The organism is Corynebacterium jeddahense, assembly GCF_028609865.1.
GTDB classification, from domain to species: Bacteria; Actinomycetota; Actinomycetes; order Mycobacteriales; family Mycobacteriaceae; genus Corynebacterium; species Corynebacterium jeddahense.
Genome location: NZ_CP063194.1, coordinates 1,450,644 through 1,470,786 on the forward strand (window position 1 = coordinate 1,450,644; position 20,143 = coordinate 1,470,786).

20 protein-coding genes and 1 pseudogene are annotated in these 20,143 nt (G+C 69.9%); 4 read left to right on the top strand and 17 right to left on the bottom strand.

Translation table 11 applies throughout. The features are described 5' to 3' along the window. Positions 1–13 precede the first annotated feature (13 nt). From CJEDD_RS07085 to pyrR, 3 genes are read right to left on the bottom strand one after another with little or no spacing between them, the layout of a single operon-like run. A complete protein-coding gene (locus CJEDD_RS07085) occupies positions 14–1,300 on the bottom strand; it encodes a dihydroorotase (protein ID WP_042408020.1) in 1,287 nt (428 codons plus the stop codon). After that, complete coding sequence (locus CJEDD_RS07090; protein ID WP_042408023.1) at positions 1,297–2,220, bottom strand: aspartate carbamoyltransferase catalytic subunit; 924 nt, start codon at positions 2,218–2,220, stop codon at positions 1,297–1,299. The genes CJEDD_RS07085 and CJEDD_RS07090 overlap by 4 nt, the downstream gene beginning before the upstream one ends. Continuing rightward, positions 2,221–2,781: a bifunctional pyr operon transcriptional regulator/uracil phosphoribosyltransferase PyrR gene (gene pyrR, locus CJEDD_RS07095; protein ID WP_042408025.1), complete on the bottom strand. Its 561-nt coding sequence runs from the start codon at positions 2,779–2,781 to the stop codon at positions 2,221–2,223. It abuts the gene before it with no gap. A gap of 135 nt (positions 2,782–2,916) precedes the next feature. Here pyrR and CJEDD_RS07100 point away from each other — a divergent pair, with 135 nt between their 5' ends. The 4 genes from CJEDD_RS07100 (at position 2,917) to CJEDD_RS07115 (ending at position 6,254) form a co-directional block, all read left to right on the top strand. Further along, the gene (locus CJEDD_RS07100; RefSeq protein ID WP_042408028.1) at positions 2,917–4,221 is read left to right on the top strand and encodes a TIGR01777 family oxidoreductase; all 1,305 of its coding nucleotides are present in this window, start codon (positions 2,917–2,919) and stop codon (positions 4,219–4,221) included. Next, positions 4,218–4,703, top strand: a complete 486-nt coding sequence (locus CJEDD_RS07105; RefSeq protein WP_042408030.1) for a YbjN domain-containing protein — start codon at positions 4,218–4,220, stop codon at positions 4,701–4,703. Before CJEDD_RS07100 ends, CJEDD_RS07105 begins: the two co-directional genes overlap by 4 nt. Then, positions 4,700–5,143: a YbjN domain-containing protein gene (locus CJEDD_RS07110; RefSeq protein ID WP_232297733.1), complete on the top strand. Its 444-nt coding sequence runs from the start codon at positions 4,700–4,702 to the stop codon at positions 5,141–5,143. Before CJEDD_RS07105 ends, CJEDD_RS07110 begins: the two co-directional genes overlap by 4 nt. Positions 5,144–5,213: 70 nt before the next feature. After that, positions 5,214–6,254, top strand: a complete 1,041-nt coding sequence (locus CJEDD_RS07115; RefSeq protein WP_273657455.1) for an HNH endonuclease signature motif containing protein — start codon at positions 5,214–5,216, stop codon at positions 6,252–6,254. Between the two features lie 57 nt (positions 6,255–6,311). Here CJEDD_RS07115 and CJEDD_RS07120 read toward each other — a convergent pair whose 3' ends face one another. The 14 genes and pseudogenes from CJEDD_RS07120 to CJEDD_RS07185 all read right to left on the bottom strand — a co-directional run bounded on the left by CJEDD_RS07120 (position 6,312) and on the right by CJEDD_RS07185 (position 20,133). Next, positions 6,312–7,154, bottom strand: coding sequence for a PPK2 family polyphosphate kinase (locus CJEDD_RS07120; RefSeq protein WP_042404895.1), 843 nt, complete (start codon positions 7,152–7,154; stop codon positions 6,312–6,314). A 269-nt stretch (positions 7,155–7,423) separates the two neighbouring features. After that, a pseudogene (gene nusB / locus CJEDD_RS07125) lies at positions 7,424–7,963 on the bottom strand (transcription antitermination factor NusB); the annotation flags it as partial. After that, the gene (gene efp / locus CJEDD_RS07130) at positions 7,963–8,526 is read right to left on the bottom strand and encodes an elongation factor P (protein ID WP_042404890.1); all 564 of its coding nucleotides are present in this window, start codon (positions 8,524–8,526) and stop codon (positions 7,963–7,965) included. The gene efp and the pseudogene nusB, both read right to left, overlap by 1 nt. Before the next feature lie 43 nt (positions 8,527–8,569). After that, positions 8,570–9,661, bottom strand: coding sequence for a M24 family metallopeptidase (locus CJEDD_RS07135; protein ID WP_042404888.1), 1,092 nt, complete (start codon positions 9,659–9,661; stop codon positions 8,570–8,572). Further along, on the bottom strand, positions 9,661–10,095 hold the full coding sequence (gene aroQ, locus CJEDD_RS07140; RefSeq protein ID WP_042404906.1) for a type II 3-dehydroquinate dehydratase: 435 nt from the start codon (positions 10,093–10,095) through the stop codon (positions 9,661–9,663). The genes CJEDD_RS07135 and aroQ overlap by 1 nt, the downstream gene beginning before the upstream one ends. Then, positions 10,095–11,150: a 3-dehydroquinate synthase gene (gene aroB / locus CJEDD_RS07145; protein ID WP_042404886.1), complete on the bottom strand. Its 1,056-nt coding sequence runs from the start codon at positions 11,148–11,150 to the stop codon at positions 10,095–10,097. Before aroB ends, aroQ begins: the two co-directional genes overlap by 1 nt. 3 nt (positions 11,151–11,153) lie before the next feature. Further along, positions 11,154–11,669, bottom strand: coding sequence for a shikimate kinase (locus CJEDD_RS07150; protein ID WP_042404904.1), 516 nt, complete (start codon positions 11,667–11,669; stop codon positions 11,154–11,156). A 130-nt stretch (positions 11,670–11,799) separates the two neighbouring features. Further along, positions 11,800–13,026, bottom strand: a complete 1,227-nt coding sequence (gene aroC / locus CJEDD_RS07155) for a chorismate synthase (protein ID WP_042404884.1) — start codon at positions 13,024–13,026, stop codon at positions 11,800–11,802. Between the two features lie 37 nt (positions 13,027–13,063). After that, on the bottom strand, positions 13,064–13,471 hold the full coding sequence (locus CJEDD_RS07160) for a prepilin peptidase (RefSeq protein WP_042404882.1): 408 nt from the start codon (positions 13,469–13,471) through the stop codon (positions 13,064–13,066). A 10-nt stretch (positions 13,472–13,481) separates the two neighbouring features. Continuing rightward, positions 13,482–14,312 (bottom strand): shikimate dehydrogenase, encoded by an 831-nt coding sequence (locus tag CJEDD_RS07165; protein ID WP_042404881.1) that lies wholly within the window; start codon positions 14,310–14,312, stop codon positions 13,482–13,484. A gap of 2 nt (positions 14,313–14,314) precedes the next feature. Then, the gene (gene mltG, locus CJEDD_RS07170; protein ID WP_042404879.1) at positions 14,315–15,445 is read right to left on the bottom strand and encodes an endolytic transglycosylase MltG; all 1,131 of its coding nucleotides are present in this window, start codon (positions 15,443–15,445) and stop codon (positions 14,315–14,317) included. A 23-nt stretch (positions 15,446–15,468) separates the two neighbouring features. After that, positions 15,469–15,957 (bottom strand): Holliday junction resolvase RuvX, encoded by a 489-nt coding sequence (gene ruvX, locus CJEDD_RS07175; protein WP_042404878.1) that lies wholly within the window; start codon positions 15,955–15,957, stop codon positions 15,469–15,471. A gap of 94 nt (positions 15,958–16,051) precedes the next feature. Beyond that, positions 16,052–18,721: an alanine--tRNA ligase gene (gene alaS, locus CJEDD_RS07180; protein WP_042404876.1), complete on the bottom strand. Its 2,670-nt coding sequence runs from the start codon at positions 18,719–18,721 to the stop codon at positions 16,052–16,054. A gap of 47 nt (positions 18,722–18,768) precedes the next feature. Then, positions 18,769–20,133: a replication-associated recombination protein A gene (locus CJEDD_RS07185; RefSeq protein ID WP_042404873.1), complete on the bottom strand. Its 1,365-nt coding sequence runs from the start codon at positions 20,131–20,133 to the stop codon at positions 18,769–18,771. Between the last annotated feature and the right edge of the window lie 10 nt (positions 20,134–20,143).

The window sequence follows — 20,143 nt, forward strand, 5'->3', positions numbered from 1 at the left end:
GTCATCTCTTCTTCTAGTCCTTCAGCCCAAACGTCTGCGTGCCGCGCAGCCAGGTCCCCACAACGCGCGCGGTGAATTCGATGCCCTCGTAGGGGGTGTTGGAGGCCTTCGACGCCATCTCAGCGCCGCGCGCCGTCCAGGGCGATTGCGTATCGACGAGCACAAGGTTCGCCGGCTCCCCCACCTCGATCGGGCGCCCCTGGTCTTCCAGGCGCATGATCTCCGCGGGCCGCTCGCTCATCACCTTCGCCACGAAGCGCCAGTCTGCCAGGCCCGGCTCGACAAAGACGCGGTGCACCACCGCGAGCGAGGTCTCCAGCCCGAGCATGCCGGGCTTCGCGTTCTCGAACTCGACGCACTTGTCCTCGGAGCCGTGCGGGGCGTGGTCGGTGGCCACGGCGTCGACGGTGCCGTCGAGTAGCGCCTGCTTGAGCGCCTCGGCGTCGCGCGCCTCGCGTAGCGGCGGGTTGACGCGGAAGACGCCGTCGTAGGTGGCGAGCTTCTCGTCGGTGAGCATGAGGTGGTGCGGGGTGACCTCGGCCGTGACGTTGATGCCCTGCGCCTTGGCGAAGCGGAGCAGCTCCACCGTGCCCTCGGTCGAGGCGTGGCAGAGGTGGTAGCGCCCGCCGTAGTCGCGGGTCATGATCGCGTCGCGGGCGACGATGGACTCCTCCGCCACCCGCGGCCAGCCGCGCAGGCCGAGGCGCTCCGCCTGCTCGCCCTCGTGGGCCGCAGCGCCGGCGGTGAGGCGGTGGTCCTCGGCGTGCTGCGCGAGGACGACGTCGTGCGCCTTCGCGTACTCGATGGCGCGGCGCATGAGCTGCGGGTCGTTGACGCACCTGCCGTCGTCGGAGAACATGCGCACGCCGCTGCGCGCCATGAGCCCGATCTCGGTGAGCTGCTCGCCGCGCAGGCCCTGGGTGATGGAGCCGACCGGGTAGACGTCGCACTTGCCGTACGCCTGGCCCTTTTCCCACACCGCCTCGGCGAGGAACGGCTGGTCGATCACCGGGTTCGTGTTCGCCATGGTGAACACGGCGGTGAACCCGCCCTTCGCCGCGGCGTCGGAGCCGGTGGCGATGGTCTCGGTGTCCTCGCGGCCCGGCTCGCGCAGGTGCACGTGCATGTCCACGAGGCCCGGCAGCAGGACGTTGCCGCCGCCGTCGATGACCGCGTCGGCGTCAGCCGGGCCGAACGGCTCGTCGGCGATGGCGGCGATGCGGCCTTCGGTGACGTCGATACGCAAATGCTTCACGTCCTCGCCGTACGGGCGGACGTTGTTGAGTGCGAGGGTTGTCATGCGGTCTCCTCTCCCGCGAGCAGGGTGAACAGGACGGCCATGCGGGTGTACACGCCGTTGGACACCTGGCCCAGCACCACGGCGTTGTCGCGGTCGGCGACGTCGAAGTTGATCTCCATGCCACGCAGCATCGGGCCCGGGTGCATGATGAGCGCCGCGTCCTTCATGCGGTCGGCGCGATCCTTGCTCAGGCCGTAGAGGGCGGCGTACTCGCGGTGCGAGGGGAAGAACCCGCCCTGCATGCGCTCGGCCTGGACGCGCAGCATCATCACCACGTCGGCGCCCGGGATCTCGGCGTCGAAGTCGTAGGACACGCGCGCCGGCCAGTGCTCCACGCCGGTGGGCAGCAACGTCGGCGGGGCGACGAGGACGACCTCGGCCCCGAGCGCGTGGAGTAGGTCGACGTTCGAGCGGGCCACGCGCGAGTGGAGGATGTCGCCGACGATGAGCACGGTCTTGCCGCTGACGTCGCCGATGTGCTGGCGCATGGTCACGGCGTCGAGCAGCGCCTGCGTCGGGTGCTGGTGCTGGCCGTCGCCGGCGTTGATGATGCTTGTGCCGGGCAGCCACGTCGTGAGCAGCTTCGCCGCGCCCGAGGCGGGGTGGCGCATGATGATCGCGTCGGCGCCGACCGCCGCGAGCGTGGAGGCGGTGTCCTTGAGCGACTCGCCCTTCTTCACCGAGGAGCTCGACGCGGAGATGTTGATCACGTCCGCGCTCATCCACTTGCCCGCGGTCTCGAACGAGGAGCGCGTGCGGGTGGAGTTCTCGTAGAACAGCGTCATCACCGTGCGCCCGCGCAGGGTGGGCAGTTTCTTGATCTCGCGGCCCTCGAGGGCCTCGCGGAACCGGTCGGCCTCGTCCATGAGGCCGACGATCTCGTCGCGGGTCAGATCCGCGATGTCGATGAGGTGCTTCACCTATGCCTCCCGTTTCAGCGTGACCCGGTCCTCGGCGTCGAGCGGCGTCAGCGAAACGGTGACGTCCTCGTCCTTCGAGGTCGGGATATTTTTGCCCACGTAGTCCGCGCGGATCGGCAGCTCGCGGTGGCCGCGGTCGACGAGGACGGCGAGCTGGATCGCGCTCGGCCGGCCGATGTCGCGCAGCGAGTCAAGCGCGGCGCGGATGGTGCGGCCGGAGTAGAGCACGTCGTCGACGAGGACGACGATCGCGCCGTCGATGTCGACCGGGATGTTCGTCGGCCGCAGCGCGCGGTGCGGCCCGCCGCGCAGGTCGTCGCGGTAGAGGGTGACGTCCAAGCTGCCCACGGGCACAGCCACCCCGGAAAATTCTTCGATCGCCTCGGCGAGGCGCTGGGCGAGCGGCACGCCCCCCGACGGGATGCCCAGCAGGACCACGGTGGGACGACCCTCCTCGTCCAACGCCGTCTTCTCGATGATCTGGTGCGCGATGCGTGCGACAGTGCGACCGACGTCGTGGGCGCCCAAGAGCTCCACGGTCGGCCTCTCCTTCTCACTCATCGAACCTCCTTCCCCGCCTCGCTGTGCGGAATTTAAAGGAATTCGAGCCCGGCCCCGCCTCCCGGGGCCAGCGGTAGTCTGGTAACCGAGTTTCACCATAGCACCTGCACGTATAAACCGCGAAGGATCTTTCCAATGGGCATCCACGCCGAGACCACCCTCCCCTTCGACCGCGGCACCGTCTGGCGCTGGCACACCCGCCCGGGGGCGGTGACCCGCCTGACGCCGGGGTTTGTACCGATGCGGGTGGAGCGCGAGGCGGCGTCGCTACGCAGCGGCACCACCGTGTTCTCCCTGCCCGCCGGGCGGTGGGTGGCGCGCCACGACCCCGACGGCTACGTCGCCGGCCGGATGTTCACCGACACCACGGTGTGGTGGCGCCACGAGCACCGGTTCGAGGAGTCGGCGGAGGGCACCCTGCTTATCGACGACGTCACCGCCCCCATCCCCGAAGCCGCCCTGCGCCCCGCGTGGGCCTACCGCCAGCGCCAGCTACTCGAGGACCTGACGTTTCTCGCCTCCCTGCCCGACGCCGCGCCGCTGACCGTCGCGATGAACGGCGCGAGCGGCCTCGTGGGCACCCACCTGCGCGCGCAGCTGACCACCGCCGGGCACGCGGTCGTACCGCTCGTGCGCGGGGCGGCCGGCCCGGGCGAGCGCCACTGGGACCCGAACCACCCCGCGCCCGACCTGCTCGACGGCGTCGACGCGGTAGTCCACCTCGCCGGCGAGCCGATCATGGGCCGCTTCACCGACGAAAAGAAGCGCCGCATCGCCGACTCCCGCATCGGCCCTACCCGCGAGCTCGCCCGCCTCGCCGCCGACGCGGGCGTGGGCGCCTTCGTGAGCGCCTCGGCCGTCGGGTACTACGGCACCTCCGCCGGCGCCGCCCCCCACACCGAGGCCGCCGGGCCGGGCGAGGGCTTCCTCGCCGAGGTCTGCGCCGCGTGGGAGGACGCCTCGCGTATCGACGGCCTCCGGACCGTCAACATCCGCACCGGCCTCGCGCTGTCGGGGGCCGGCGGGCTACTGCCCGTGCTCGCGCGGAGCGTGCGGGCGGGGCTGACCGCCCAGTTCGGCCGCGGCGACTTCTGGATGAGCTGGGTCGCCCTCGATGACCTCACCGACATCTATATCCGCGCGCTGTTTGACGGCACCGTCGCCGGCCCGGTGAACGCCACCGCGCCGGAGCCGGTGACGAATGCCGAGATGTCCGCGCAGCTCGCGCGGCTGCTGCACCGTCCGGATCTGCTCGCAATCCCGACGCTCGGCCCGAAGCTGCTCCTCGGCGCGGAGGGCGCGCGCGAGCTCGCGCTGGCGGACCAGCGCGTCGTGCCGGCGGCGGCCGCGTCGCGCGGGTGGCGCTTCCGCTACCCCACCCTCGACGCGGCGCTGCGCCACGAGCTGGGCAAGGAGCAGCTGCTAGTCTCGCAGGCGTGACTACAGACCAGACTGAAGAGCCCGTCCAGCCGAGCGAGCACCCCGAACGCAACGTCACCGCGGAGGTGACGCCCGAGGCGGTCGCCGCGATCTTCGAGGAGGAACACCTCGAGTACCGTATCGAGGAGCAGGTCGTGCGCTCCGGGTTCGTCAACGCCGCCATCGTCGTCGCCATCGACGGCGATCACCTCATCTTCGAGGCCCTGTGGCGCGGCGAGTTCCCCGTCGACACCGCCTCGCAGGTGCTCTACGCCTGCAACGAGCACAACCAGACGCACTTCGCGCCCACGCTGCGCTTCTTCGAGCGCGGCGAGGATACGCTCGCCGTGAGCGCGATCCGCACGCTCAACATCGCCCACGGCGCGTCGTTCAACCAGCTCGGTGCCTTCATCACCAGCTCGATCGACATGACGCTGCAGGCGTTCGACTATCTCGCATCCACTTTCCCCGCCCTCGTCACCTGGGAGGAACCGCAACCGTGAGCAACGCAACGCTCGTCACCATCGACCGCGTCATCGCCACCATGGCGGACCAAGGCGTGGAGGTCACCGACGACCCGTCGGGACGCGCCGGCCACGCCAACGTCAGCGGCTACAACCTGCTGTTCGTGCTGCTCGACTCCGTGCTCATCGTGCGCGCGGACTCCGTCACCGACACGCCGGCCGACACCACCGACGCCACCTTGTACCTCGCCGCGAACCAGGTGAACAGCTCCTACCTCGACGCCCGCGCCCTCGTGGTCAACCGGACCGAGAACATCGTCGTGCGCACCGAGGAGGACATCCAGGTAAGCGCCGGGCTTTCCGACGACCAACTCGCCGCCGCCCTCAAGGCCGCCGTCGACGGAGTACTGGAAACCCAGGACGCCATGCGGGCCCTCGTCGGGGAGATCCGGAAACAGGCCGAGGCTGCTGAGGAGTAGGACCCCGGGTTGCGCACTTTAGTGGGCAAAGTGTTTACAGTGCGTTTGTTGTGCGGTTAGCGTGATCCGCATGATGTTCAACGAATTCTGCGAAGCCGGTGTCGAGGTGCTCGCCGGTTTCTCCCGCGACGCCGCCCTGGCCGCCGGCCTGTCGACGACGCGGGTGCGCGACCTGGGGCGGGTGTGGGAGGCCTACTACGGGCCGACGAAGTTCACCCGCAAACAGGCTGATGCGCTCGTGTTTGCGGCGGGGATGCCGCTCGACCAGCTGGTGCTCATCGAGAAGAAACTACGCGTGGTGGCCGATGCTGCCGAGCGCTGGCGCATCCGCCTCGACCTCGTGCGCCACCGCGGCTCGTATCGCGCCCTGTCCAAGCGCATCACCCGGTTGGTGAAGGTTCCGGTGCGCGCACCGCAACCCGCCTGCCGCTTTGGTAAGTCCGTCGCCGGGATGCGCACCATGATCTGGACCTACAACGAGCGCGACATCGCCGACCTCGAACACCTGCTGCGCACGATGGCAGAATCCGACATCCCCGGTGCTGCGGACCTCGCCCACGCCCTGCACGCCTTGCTCCACGACGGGGCTGCCGTCCCGAACGCCGCACCACGACCCATCGTGCTCGTGCCCATCCCGGACTACCTACGCATCACCTCCGGCACCGGGGATGACATCGCCCTCACGCTCACGGACGGCACGACGATGAGTGGGGCGGAGTTCATGCAACAGGAGTACGGGGCCACGTTAGAGGTCGCGGCGTTCCACCCGCAGGCAGGTGCGGTGAACCTCTACCGCACGAGCCGACTCGCGAACACGAAGCAGCGCACCTTGTCGAAGTTGGTCAGTCCCGCGTGCGCGTTCCCGGACTGCCGCCACGCCGCGGAGTCGTGCCAAACCCACCACATGCGGGCGTGGAAGCACGGGGGCATGACCAACATGAACAACCTCGTGCAACTGTGCCCCCACCACAACGGGGCGAACGACGATGACCGGGAACGCGCGTGGCGCGGCCACATTGATACCCGCGGCGGGCGGATCTACTGGATCGCCCCGAACGGGGCCGAAGTGCCCATGACCACCCCCGGCGCCATGGAGCTGCTCTTCGACTAACCCCCACCCCACCCAAAACCCGCCCCAACAGGGCGGGCAATTCGGCGCGCCCGAAACCTACGAGTTCGCGAGACGTTCGAGTTCGACGTCCTTATCGAAGTCGCCGGCGGGCCAGTCGAGGTTGAGGGACCGGAAGGCGTCGACAAGCAATGTCTTGACCACGGTGCGGCAGTACGTCTTGTTGTCGGACGGGATGCAGTACCACGGCGCGTTGTCAGTGGACGTGCGCGTCATGGCGATCTGGTAGGCGGCCATGAACTCGCTCCACAGGCGGCGGTCGTCGATGTCGCCCGGGTTGTATTTCCAGTGCTTCTCCGGGCGCTCGATGCGCTTGCGCAGGTTCTTCTCCTGCGCCGCGCGGGAGATGTGCGGCATCACCTTGATGATCTTTGTGCCGTTTGCGGCGAGCTCGTTTTCGAAGTCGACGATTGCGCCGTAGCGACGCTCGATCTCCTCCGGCGGCGCCATCTGGCGCACGCGCTGCACGAGCACGTCCTCGTAGTGCGAGCGGTCGAAGACGCTAACTTGGCCCGGCTGTGGCAGGTGCGGGGTGATGCGCCACAGGAAGTCGTGCGCCGCCTCCTCCTCCGTCGGCCGGCCGAAGGCGTGGACGTGCACACCCTGCAGGTCCATGGTCTCCCCGATGACGTGGCGGATGATCCCGCCCTTGCCGGACGTGTCCATGCCCTGCAGGACGAGCAGCACCGACCCGGCCTTCTCGTTGCCCGCGCGCCCGTTCGCGTAGAGGCATTCCTGCAGGCTGTCGAGTTCCTGGTCGAAGGCGTGGAATGCCGTATCGACGTCGTTCACGCCCGGCGTCGCCGCCGGATCGACGTCCTCGATCTGGAAGTTCGGGCCGACGCGGAACTGCTGCGCTTCTTCGAAGGTGAGTGTGGACATCGGGGTTCCTTTCGTTGATGTACTCGGCGTTCCAGGGTAGGCGCGATCACCGCCCTGGCGCATTGCAAACACCGCACCTCGTGCGAGATGCGGTGTGGAAAATGGTGGCGGGCGCGGCGCTACTGCGCGCTGGTGGGATCGGTGGGCTCGTCGTCGTCCGCGGCGACTGGTTCGGTCGACTCGGCGATTTCTGCGGCCTCCGCTGCGGTAGCGGCCTCGGCGGCGCCGGACGCGACCTCGGCGCCGGGCTCGGCGGCCGGTGCCTCGGGCTCGGTCTCAGCGGTGGATACCGGTGCTTCCGGCTCGGCGGCGGCGGGCTCGGCCGCCACCGGGTACGCGTCGTCGGCCGCCTCGCCCGCGAACGGGGCGTTGGCCGCCGCGCCCTGCGCGATGCCGTCGAGGACAACGTTGATGTACGGCGCCGCCTGCTGGCCGGAGTACTCCGAGGCCATCTCAACGCCCTCCTTGATGGAGATCGGCGCGTCGACCTCGTCGTTGAACAGGATCTCCCACGCGGCGACGCGCAGGATCTGGCGGTCCACGGCGGGCAGCCGGAACAGCTCCCAGTCCTCGGTGAGGTGGCGCTCGATGGCGTCGTCAAGGTCGTCGAGCTTCTCCGCCGCGCCCGCGACGATGGTCCGGGTGTAGTCCGCCACCGGCGCCACGGCGTTCGCGGGGTCCTGGGACAGCTCGGCGCGGTCCTCGACGATGGCGACCGGGTCGATGTCGCGTGTCTCCGCCTCGAAGAGGATGTCCACGGCGCGCCGGCGGGCGCGGTAGCGCGCGCCGTGTCGCTTGTAGTCCTGCATTAGTTGTTCACGCGCGAGAGGTACTCGCCGGTACGGGTATCCACCTTGACCACGTTGCCGGTCTCGAGGAACAGCGGAACCTGGATCTCGGCACCGGTCTCCAGCGTCGCCGGCTTCGTGCCGCCGGTGGAGCGATCGCCCTGCAGGCCCGGCTCGGTGTGCTCGATCTTCAGATCCACGGAGATCGGCAGCTCGGCGAAGAGGGCCTCACCCTCGTGGAAGGACACCTGGACGCGCATGTTCTCGAGCAGGAAGCGCGCGGAGTCGCCGAACTTGTCGGCCGGCAGCTCGAACTGCTCGAAGGTCTTGTCGTCCATGACGATGTAGTTGGTGCCGTCGTTGTACAGGTAGGTCATGTCGCGGCGATCCACGGTCGCGGTCTCCACCTTCACGCCCGCGTTGAACGTCTTGTCCACGGTCTTGCCGGTGACAACGTCCTTCAGCTTCGTGCGCACGAACGCCGGACCCTTGCCGGGCTTAACGTGCTGGAACTCGATGATCTGTTGCAGCTTGCCTTCGTTCTTCAGCACAAGGCCGTTCTTGAAGTCGGCGGTAGTTGCCATTGGTGGATACCCTCCTGGTCAGACGTGTGCAAACACAGCAATGTTACAGCACGGTCAAATCCGTCGGGAACTCGGTGATCACCCGCGGCGCCGCGGCGGTGATGATCAACGTGTCCTCGATGCGCACGCCCGCCTTGCCCGGCAGGTAGATCCCCGGCTCGATGGTGAGCGTCACCCCCTCGGCGAGCGTGCCGGTGCCAGTCCGCGCCGCCGAAGGCGCCTCGTGCACGTCGAGCCCAACGCCGTGGCCGGTCGAGTGCACGAAGTACTCGCCGTAGCCGGCGTCTTCGATGATGTCGCGGCATGCCTTGTCGACGTCGACAAGCGAAGTGCCCGGCGTCGCAGCCCGCACGCCCGCGAGCTGCGCGGCGAGCGTGACCTCGTAGAGCTCGCGCTCGAGCGCGCCCACCTGGCCGAGGGCGAAGGTGCGCGTCATGTCCGAGTTGAAGCCGAGGCGGTGCATGCCGTAGTCGATGGTGACCAGCTCGCCGTTTGATAGGACGCGGTCGCCCGCCTGGTGGTGCGGCTTCGCCGAGTTCGGGCCGGAGGCGACGATGGTGTCGAAGCTCACCCGCTCGGCACCAAGCTTGCGCATCCGGTACTCGAGGTCGGCGGCGACATCGCGCTCGGTGCGGCCCGCGCGCAGTTCGCCGGCCTCGATGAGCTGCTCGAGCGCCTCCGTGGCCAACTGGGCGGCCTCGGTGAGGCGCGTGAGTTCAACGTTGTCCTTGATCAGCCGGATGTCCTCGATCACGCCGCTCACCGGCACGAGCGTCACGCCCTCGGGGCAGACCTCGCGCAGCTTCTCCAGCTCGGCGACGGAGAGGTAGTCCGCCTCGTAGCCGACGCGGTGGCCGTCCTTCGCCGTCTCCAGCAGCGCGGCGGCGACCCTGCGCTCGATCGTCGCGGGGATGTCGGGCACCTCCTCGCCGATCTGCGTGGTGTAGCGGCCGTCGGTGGCGATCTTCGCGCTGCGGTCCTTCGACACGAGCAGCGCGCCGTTCGAGCCCGTGAACCCGGACAGGTAGCGCACGTGCGTGAGGTGGGTGACCAGCATGTCGTCGATGCGGCGTTCCGCGAGCTTCGTGGACAGCTTCCGGCGGCGGTCCTCAAATCGGGTGTCGGCGAGTGCCATCAAATCCTCCTTGCGAAGTAGTCGAGCGCGAGCAGGTAGCCGTCCGTGCCCAGGCCCGCGATCACGCCGACGGCAATCGGCGAGAGGTACGAGTGGTGCCGGAACGGCTCGCGCGCGTGCACGTTGGAAATGTGCACCTCGATGAAACCGTGGTGGTCATTCAGTTCTACCAGCGCGTCGCGCAGCGCGACCGAGGTGTGGGTGAACCCGCCCGGGTTGATAATCACGGGCCACGCGCCGTCCGCCGCCTCGTGCACCCAGTCGATGAGCTCGCCCTCGTGGTTCGACTGGCGGCACTCCACCTCGAGGCCCAGCTCCGCGCCGCGCTCGAGCAGTTGCTTCTCGACGTCCGCCAGCGTCGTCCGCCCATAAATCTCCGGCTGCCGCTTCCCCAGCCGGTCGAGGTTCGGCCCGTTGAGCACGAGTACCTTCATCACGCCTCCGAAATCGCGTCGTAGGCCGCGCGCATCTCCTCCACCGTGGCGTCTTCGAGCCGGGTGCAGGACCCGAGCCCGTCGAGCACGACGAAGCGGATCCGCCCGTCCCGGTTTTTCTTGTCCAGCAGCATCGCGTCGTGGAGTTCGTCAAACGCGCCCGCCTCGTAGCGCGTGGGCAGGCCGGCGCCGCGGAGGATGTCCTCGTGGAGGGCGACCAGCGGGGCGTCGATAAGCCCTCTGCCCTGGGCGAGGTGAGCGACGAACATCATGCCAACGGCGACGGCGTTGCCGTGGCGCCACGTGTAGCGCTCGCGGCGCTCGATCGCATGGCCGAGCGTGTGGCCGTAGTTGAGGATCTCACGCAGACCCGACTCCTTGAGGTCCTGGCCGACGACGCGCGCCTTCACCGCCACTGAGCGCTCGACGAGCTCCGGCCAGTGCTTGTCTGGCCCATCCTGGTAGAGCTCGAGGATGCGCGGGTCCGCGATGAAGCCGGTCTTGATCAGCTCCGCGGAGCCGGAGACGACCTCGGGCGCGGGCAGGGTGTCAATGCGGTCCAAGTCGATGAACACCGCGTCCGGCTCGTGGAACGCGCCGACGAGGTTCTTGCCCGCCGCGGTATTGATGCCGGTCTTGCCGCCGACCGCGGCGTCGACCATCGCGAGCAGCGTCGTGGGCACCTGCACCACCTTGATGCCGCGCATCCACGTCGCGGCGGCGAACCCGGCGAGGTCCGTCACCGCTCCCCCGCCGAGGCCGACGACCGTGTCCTGGCGCGAGAACCCCCGCGCGCCGAGCAAGTCCCACAGCCCGGCGAGCACGTCGAGGTCCTTGCCCGCCTCCGCGTCCGGCACGCACGCAGCGACCGGTTCGACGCCGAGCGCGGCGAACTCATCCGCGAGCCGCCGCGCGACCGGGCGCAGCGGTTCCTGGTGCACGACGAGCGCGTGGCGCGCCCCACCGTCGGCGACCCGCCGGGCGGCATCGGCGAGGTTGCCCCGGCCGATGTGGATGTCGTAGGGGCTCGGCCCCGTAACGCTCACCACCGCCATGGCCTAGTCCGCCTCGATGAAGCCGAGGATCTCCGCGACGACGCGCTGCGGCGGCCGCTCGTCGGTGTGCACGCGGAACGTGGCCACTTCGCGGTAGTACGACTCGCGCTCGGCGAGCAGGTCGCGGTAGCGCTGCTCGCGATCCTCGCTGGCGAGCACCGGGCGCGACTCGTCGTCCGCGGTGCGGCGCACGCCCTCCTCGGCGCTGACGTCGAGCCACACCACGGTGTGGCGCTGCAGCAGCGTGCGCACCTCGTCGGTAAGCACCGCCCCGCCGCCGAGGCTGACCACCCCGCCGGTGGCCAGCGCGCGGGCGACGTAGCCGACCTCAAGCTTGCGGAAAGCCTCCTCGCCCAGCTCGCTGAACACGTCGCCGCAGGCCTTGCCCTCGCCCTGCTCGATGAGAACGTCGGAGTCCACGATGGGCAGGTTCAGCGCGCTCGCTACTCGACGCCCAATGGTCGACTTGCCCGACCCCGGCATGCCCACGAGCACGACGCGCGGCGCGGAGTGCACCATCGCCGGCGCGGCCTCGACGAGCTCGGTCGCGCTCGGCGCGTCGTACTCGTTGAACGCGGCGGCGTCGGCGCCGTCATCCAAGGCGGGGCCGAGGTCGTTGACAATTCCCAGCGTCTGGCTGTCGATCGGGCTACCCATGCGTTTCCTCCTGACGGGCGAAATCGAGCCTCTGCGCAGCGTAGCGCGCGTAGGACTCGACGTTGCGCTTGACCTCTTCGATGGTGTCGCCCCCGAACTTTTCCGAGACGGCCTCGGCGAGCACGAGCGCCACCATCGCCTCGGCGACGACGCCGCCGGCGGGCACCGCGCAGACGTCGGAACGCTGGTGGATGCCGGTCGCCGCCTCGCCGGTGCGCATGTCCACCGTCTGCAGCGCGCGCGGGACCGTCGAGATCGGCTTCATCGCCGCGCGCACGCGCAGCTGCTCGCCGTTGGTCATGCCGCCCTCGAGGCCGCCGGCGCGGTTGCTCAGCCGCTCGATGCCGTCCGCGCCGCGCACGATCTCGTCGTGCGCCTGCGAGCCGCGGCGGCGCGCCTCGGCGAACCCGTCGCCGACCTCGACGCCCTTCACCGACTGGATGCTCATCAGCGCGCCGGCGAGCCGCGCGTCGAGGCGGCGCTCGCCGGAGACGTGGGAGCCGAGGCCGACCGGCAGGCCGTCGACAATGACCTCGACGACGCCGCCGAGGGTGTCGCCGTCCTTCTTTGCGGTTTCGATGCGCGCGACCATGTCCGCCTCGGCGGCCTTGTCGTAGGCGCGCACCGGCGACGCGTCGATCGCCTCGATGTCCGCAAACGTGGGGCGCTCGCCGACGGCCTCCGCCGACTCGCCGATGGTGACCACGTGGGAGAACACCTCCACCCCGAGCGCCTCGCGCAGGTAGCTGCGCGCCACCGCGCCGCAGGCGACACGCGCGGCAGTCTCGCGCGCGGACGAGCGCTCGAGCACCGGGCGCGCGGAGTCGAAGCCGTACTTCACCATGCCCGCGAAATCGGCGTGGCCCGGGCGCGGGCGGGTGAGCGCGGCGCCGCGGCCGGACGACATCGCCTTCGCCACCTCCGGGTCGTCCATGTCCACCGGCTCGGGCGACATGATCGTGGTCCACTTCGGCCACTCGGTGTTGCCGATCTCGATGGCGATGGGGCTGCCGATCGACCGCCCGTGCAGCACGCCGGCGAGCAGCGTGAGCTCGTCCGCCTCGAACTTCATCCGGGCGCCGCGGCCGTAGCCGAGGCGGCGGCGCGCGAGCTGGTGAGCAATCTCGTCCCTGCGCACCGGTACGCCCGAGGGCACGTTTTCCACAAGCGCGATCAGGCTTTGGCCGTGGGATTCCCCAGCAGTGGTCCATCGAAACATGGCGATATTCTTACACAGCCCGCACTCAGTTCGGCCTTTAAACCCCTCGCGCCGCTACCCCGGCCAGCCCCACCGCCCACGCTGCGGCGAGCATCGCGGGCCCGTGCGCCACCACCCGCTCGCGCCGCAGCGCCGCCGACGCCACGGTGAGCAGGCCGGACAACCCCATGGCCGCGAGCACGCCGGTCGGCCCGGCCAGCGCCGCGCACGCCACCCCGAGCGACACCGCGAGCTTCACGTCGCCGCCCCCGAACCCCCGCCCGAGCAGCAGGTACAGCGCGGGCCACACCAGCCCCCACGCGCAGTGCGGCGCCGCCACGCAACCGACAATCCCGGCGAGCGCCGGCGGGACGGTGCACCCGTCCGGCAGCCGCCTGCGTTTCAAATCCGACGCGCACAGCACCGCGGTCCACACCGCGGCGAGCGCAATCCCCCCGCTCCCCATGCGGGGGAGTCTAGCGCTCCTCGCGTTGCGATGCCTCACGGTGCGCCAACAGCGCCGCCCGCATCGCCTCGCGCGGCGCGGCCACGCCGGTAAACTGCTCGAACTGCGCGTAGGACTGGCCAGCGAGCATCGACAGGCCGCCGACCGTCGGGTACCCGTTCGACGCGGCGCGCACCGCAAGCGCGGTCGGCCACGGAGCGTAGATGACGTCGAAGAGCGGGGCGTGGCCGAGCGCCTTGGCGTGCTCCCCCAGCACGTGCGCCGGGACTGTGGAGACCACCACGTCCGCGTCCATCGCCGCGCGCTGGGCGTGGGCGTCGAGCGGGATGAAGCGCACGTCCATCCCCCGCCCGAGCTCGGCGTACTCGGCGGAGCGGTCGGAGCGATTCACGACGGTCACCTCCCGCGCGCCGAGCTCGCGCAGGGCACACATCACGGCCCGCGCCGTCCCGCCGGCGCCGACGAGCACGGCGCGCTGCGGGATGGCGTCGCCCAACAGCTCGCGCAGGGCGGCCAGGGCGCCCTCGCAGTCGGTGTTGTCGGCGCGCCACCGGCCGTCGATACGCGTGAGCGTATTCGCCGAACCGATCTCGACGGCGCGCTGCGTCGCCTCGTCCGCGAACTCGAGCGCCGCGAACTTGCACGGCATGGTCACGGAGAAACCGCAAAACGACGGGTCCGCCTCGCCAACGACGCGCGGCAGGTCTTCGGCGACGCACTCGATGCGGGAGTACTCCCAGCCCGTCAGCCCCGCCGCCTCGTAGCCGGCGGTGTGCAGGACGGGCGAGAGCGAGTGCGCGATCGGCGAACCGAGAACCGCCGCGCGGTGGGTGACCTCCACGGCTAGCGCTTCGAATCGAGCACGCCGTTGTCCACTGCGCGCTGCGTGTCGTTGAGGTGGCCCTCGAACGTGTCGTTGAACACGGTCGTGCCGTCCTTGTCCACGGTGACGAAGAACAGCCAGTTGCCGTCAGCCGGGTGCTCCATCGCCTCGATCGCCTCCATCGACGGCGACGCGATCGGGGTCTGCGGCAGGCCGTCCATGGCGTAGGTGTTCCACGGCGTCACGCGTGCGCGGTCCGCGTCGGTGGTGGCCACCTCGACAGACGGCAGGCCGTAGTTGACGGTGGAGTCGAACTCGAGGCGCATCGGCGCCTTGAGGCGGTTGAGAATGACGCGGGCGACCTTGTCGAACTCGCCCGCCGGCGCCTCGCGCTCCACGAGCGACGCCGCGGTGAGCAGCTCGTACGGCGTCAGCCCGACGGCCTTTGCGCGGCCGACGATGTCGGTGTCCTCGTACTGCTTCGCCGAGCGGGTGATGAGGTCGGTGAGGATGGCCTTCGCGTCCGCGTGCGGGTCGATGATGTACTCGCCCGGGGCGATGAGCCCCTCGAGGCGCTTGCCGTCGCCGGCGCGGCCGGCAACCGTCTCGCGCGCCCACTCCGGCACGCCGAGCTCCGCCGGGTCCGCGTTCGCGGCGACGTCGTTGAGCTGGTCGACGGTGACGCAGCCCGGCTTCGGCGTGTCGCCGCAGCTAACCTGCTGGATCATGGAGAGGATGCCGTACCGGGTCTGCCCGCCGAGGATGTTGATGTCCATGAGCGTCGCGCCGCCGTAGACCTGCACCGGCGTGATGCGGTGCTGCGGGTCGAGCAGTGCGTCGACCGCGGACTCGGCGCTCATCTCGCCCTCGAGGCGGTAGAAGCCCGGCTGGATGCTGTCGGCGTTGGGGTTGTTCGCCGCCGCGGTCTGGAACGCGCCGTCGGAGGCGACGATGCCGCGCTTTTCCAGCTCCGGGCCGAGCGCGGAGAGGTTCGAGCCCTCGGGGATCTCCACAACCTGTTCCTCGCCGTTGCCGGTGCCTTCGAAGTCCTTGCCGGACGCGCCGCCGCGGGCGATGGCGATCCAGGCGATCAGGCCGACAATGAGCAGGATCGAGACGGCCAGCACCGCGGTGCCTCGCGTGCGCCGCATCGCGGCTTGTCGTGTGGACACGGTTATTTCTCCTTGAGGTAGTTGTTGCGGCCGTCCAGCCAGGATTGCAGAATCTCCACCGCCGCAGCCTGGTCGATCACGGCGCGACCCGCTCTCTCGGTCACGCCCGAGGCGCGCAGCGACTGGGTCGCGGCGACGGTGGTGAGGCGCTCGTCCGCCATGCGCACCGGCACGTCGCTGCGGCGGCGGATGCGAAACGCGATCTCCTTGGCGTGCTTGACGCTGGTGGACCCGTTGCCATCGAGGTTGCGCGGCAGCCCGACCACGACCTCGACCGCCTCGTACTCGCGGATGATCTCGAGCAGCCGCTCGATGTCCTCGCCGTCGCGGTCCTTGAACCCGGTGACCCGGGCGACGGTCTCCACGGGGGTGGCCAACACCGCGCCGCGGTCGGAGGAGGCGACGCCGATGCGCACGGTGCCGACGTCGATGCCGATGCGTCGGCCCGGGCCCGGGTCGTCGACGCCCGGCGTGTCGGGCTGCATGTTCATTCGCTCTCCTTCCCCGCTGCGGCCGGCCTTGGTTTAACCTATCGGTTTCCTGTGCGCCAGGCGTGTCGCCGGGTCGGCGTGTCTTCCGCCGCGGCTAGCGGGAGGCGACCTCGTCGCGCACCGCCTGCAGCGCCGCGCCGATCCCCGCCGGGTTCGCGCCGCTGCCCTGCGCGAGGTCCGGCTTGCCGCCGCCCTTGCCGTCGATGTAGCCGCCGACGAGCTTGACCAGGTCGCCCGCCTTCACGCCGGCCTCGACCGCGGGCGCCGTCGCCGCCGCCGCGAGCGAGACCTTGCCGCCCGCGTTGGACATGAGCACGACCACCGCGTCCTCGCCCTGCAGCTTGCCGCGCAGGTCGCCCGCGATCGTGCGCAGGTCGCCGGTGGTGATGCCGTCGGGCAGTTGCGTAGCGACGAGCTTTCGCCCCCCGACCGTCTCAGCCTTCGCCGCGAGATCCGCGGTCGAAGCGAGCAGCTGCTGGCGGTGCAGATTTTCGATCTCCTTCTCGGCAGCGCGGAGGCGCTCAGACAGCTGCGCGATGCGATCCGGCAGCTCCTCGGTCGGGGCCTTCAGCTCGGCGGCGAGCCCGGAGGCGAGGGCGGCCTCCTTCGACAGGTACTTAAACGAGTCCATGCCGGAGTACGCCTCGATGCGGCGCGCGCCGGAGCCGACGGAGGACTCGCCGAGCACGGCCACGGGGCCGATCTGCGAGGAGTGGCCGACGTGGGTGCCACCGCACAGCTCGATGGAGAACGGACCGCCGATCTCCACGACGCGCACCACGTCGCCGTAGTTCTCGCCGAACAGCGCCATCGCGCCCATCGCCTTCGCCTCCTCGAGGGAGGTCTCGATCGTGTTCACCGCGAAGTCCGCGTCGACGGCCTGGTTGGTGATGGTGGCGATCTCGTCGAGCTGCGCCTCCGTGAGCGGCTCGGTGTAGTTGAAGTCGAAGCGCAGGTAGCCCGGCTTGTTCAGCGAGCCCGCCTGCACGGCGGTGGGCCCGAGCACCTGGCGCAGCGCCGCGTGGATGAGGTGGGTCGCCGAGTGCGCCTGGCGCGCGCCGTGGCGCCAGCCGCCGTCGACCTCCGCGGTGACGGTGGAGCCCAGATCCAGCCCGCCGTTTTGCACCGTCGCCTTGTGCAGCCACACCTTCTTGCCCACGCGCTGGACGTCGTGGACGTCGAGGATCGTGTCGCCCATGACCAGCCGGCCGCGGTCGGCCATCTGGCCGCCGGACTCGGCGTACATCGGGGTGACGTCGAGGATGACCTCGACCTCGTCGCCCTGGGCCACCTCGCCGACCTTCTCGCCGCCGCGCACGAGGCCGATGACGGTGCCGTCGTGGGTGAGCTGGTCGTAGCCGACGAACTCGGTCGGGTTGTTGTCCACCCATTCGCGGTAGAGGGACTCGTCGAGGTTGCGGTGCTTCTTCGCCTTGTTGTCGGCCTTCGCGCGGGCGCGCTGCTCCGCCATGGCGGCGTTGAACGCGTCCATGTCCACGTCGAGGCCGGCCTCGTGCGCCATCTCGACGGTGAGGTCGATGGGGAACCCGTACGTGTCGTGCAGCTCAAAGGCCTGCTCGCCCGGCAGGACGGCGGCGCCTGCAGTTTTTAGTGCGGACGCGGCTTCGTCGAAACGCGTTGTGCCCGATTCGAGGGTCTTCGAGAACGCCTTCTCCTCCGCGACCGCGACGCGCAGGATGCGCTCGCGGTTGTCCGCGATCCCCGGGAAGGACGGGGTCATCGTGTCCATGATCGTGTTCATGAACGTCTCCATCACCGGCCCGGTCGCGCCGAGCAGGCGCGCGGAGCGGATGATGCGGCGCAGCAGGCGGCGCAGGATGTAACCGCGGCCCTCGTTGGACGGGGTGACGCCGTCGAGGATGACCATCATGCCGGTGCGGGCGTGGTCGGCGATGACGCGGAAGCGCACGTCGTCGTCCTTGTTGCCGGCGTCGTATTTCGCGCCGGTGAGCTCCACGGCCGCGTCGATGACCGGGCGCAGCAGGTCCGTCTCGTAGACGTTGTCCACGCCCTGCAGGATGCAGGCGACGCGCTCGATGCCCATGCCGGTATCGATGTTCTTCTGCGGCAGCTCGCCGACGATGTCGAAGTTGCCCTTCTTGTCGCCCTCGCCGCGGATGGACTCCATGAACACGAGGTTCCAGATCTCCATGTAGCGGTTGTCGTCGGCGATCGGCCCGCCCTCGTTGCCGTACTCCGGGCCGCGGTCGTAGTAGATCTCCGAGCACGGGCCACACGGGCCGGGGATGCCCATGGACCAGAAGTTGTCCTCCATGCCCATGCGCTGAATGCGCTCCTCGGGCACGCCGATCTTGTCGCGCCAGATGGACGCCGCCTCGTCGTCGTCGAGGTAGACCGTCACCCACAGCCGCTCTGGGTCGAGGCCGTAGCCGCCGTCCGCGACGGAGGAGGTGAGCAGCGTCCACGCGTGCGTGATCGCGCCCTCCTTGAAGTACTGGCCGAATGAGAAGTTGCCCGCCATCTGGAAGAACGTGTTGTGGCGGGTGGTGATGCCCACCTCTTCGATGTCGAGGGTGCGCACGCACTTCTGAATCGAGGTCGCGGTGCCGTTGGCGAAGTCCGGCGTCTGGTCGCCGAGGAAGTACGGCTTGAACGGCACCATGCCCGCGTTGACGAACAGGAGCGTCGGGTCGTCCAGAATCAGCGAGGCGCTCGGCACCGGGGTGTGTCCGGCTTCGACGAAGTGGTTGGTGAAGCGCTCTCGGATCTCATGGGTCTGCACGCGGGTGGGTGTCCTTTCATCTGCGCCGGTGATTATCGGCGCTTACTCTACCCCGCGCGCCCCCGCACCAATGCGCGCAGCCTGCCGAGGTAATCCTTGATCCGCTTCTCGGCCCCGTGGTCCGTCGGCTCGTAGTACACCGCGTCCTCGAGACCGTCGGGCATGTACTGCTGCGTGACGACGCCCTTCGGGTCGTCGTGCGGGTACACGTAGCCCACGGCGCTGCCGATCTTCTTCGCTCCCTCGTAGTGCCCGTCGCGCAGGTGCGCCGGCACGGGCGGGACGCGGCCGGCGCGCACGTCCGCCTGGGCCCGGTCGATCGCCTTGACCACGCCCGGCGACTTCGGCGCCGTGGCGAGGTGGATCGTCGCCTGCGCGAGCGCGAGGCGCGCCTCCGGCATGCCGATGAACTGCACCGCGTTCGCTGCCGCCGTCGCGGTCTGCAGCGCGGTCGGGTCAGCCATGCCGATGTCTTCGGAGGCGTGGATGACCAGCCGGCGGGCGATGAAGCGCGGGTCCTCCCCCGCCTCGATCATGCGCGCGAGGTAGTGCAGCGCCGCGTCGACGTCGGAGCCGCGAATCGACTTGATGAAGGCGCTGACCACGTCGTAGTGCTGGTCGCCGTCGCGGTCGTAGCGCACCACCGCGCGGTTGACGTTGTCGCGGACGGTGGAGAGCGTGATCGTCCCGCCGGGCTCGACCGCCTCAGCGGCGGTCTCGAGGTAGGTCAGGGCGCGACGCGCGTCGCCCCCGGCGAGGAGGACGAGTTGGTCGCGGGCGTCGTCGTCAAGCTGGAGTGCCCCGTTGAAGCCACGCTCGTCCGCCATGGCGCGGTCGATGACCGCGCGCAGGCCCGCCTCGTCGAGCGACTCGAGCTTGAGCAGCAGCGAGCGCGAGAGCAGCGGGGCGACGACGCTGAAGCTCGGGTTTTCGGTCGTCGCGGCGACGAGGAGCACCGTGCGGTTCTCCACCGCGGCGAGGAGGGCGTCCTGCTGCGTCTTGGAGAAGCGGTGCACCTCGTCGATGAAGAGGACAGTTTTCTCGCCGCGGACGAGGTCGCGCCGCGCCTCGTCGATGACGGCGCGCACCTCCTTCACGCCGGAGGACAGCGCGGACAGGGCCACGAAATTCTGCCCCATCGCCTTCGCGATGAGCGACGCGATCGTCGTCTTGCCGGTGCCGGGCGGGCCGTAGAGGACGACGGACGCGGCGCCGGAGCCCTCGATGAGGCGGCGCAGCGGCTTGCCCTCCCCGAGGAGGTGCTCCTGGCCCGCGACCTCGTCGAGCGAGCGCGGGCGCATCCGCGCGGCGAGCGGGGCGCTCGCGCCGACCTCGAAGAACGACGTGCCGCGGTTGCCCGACCCGGCTGTCTCGCCGGAACCGACCGGGCCGAAGAGTCCCTCCTGCTCCATCCGTGCGCCC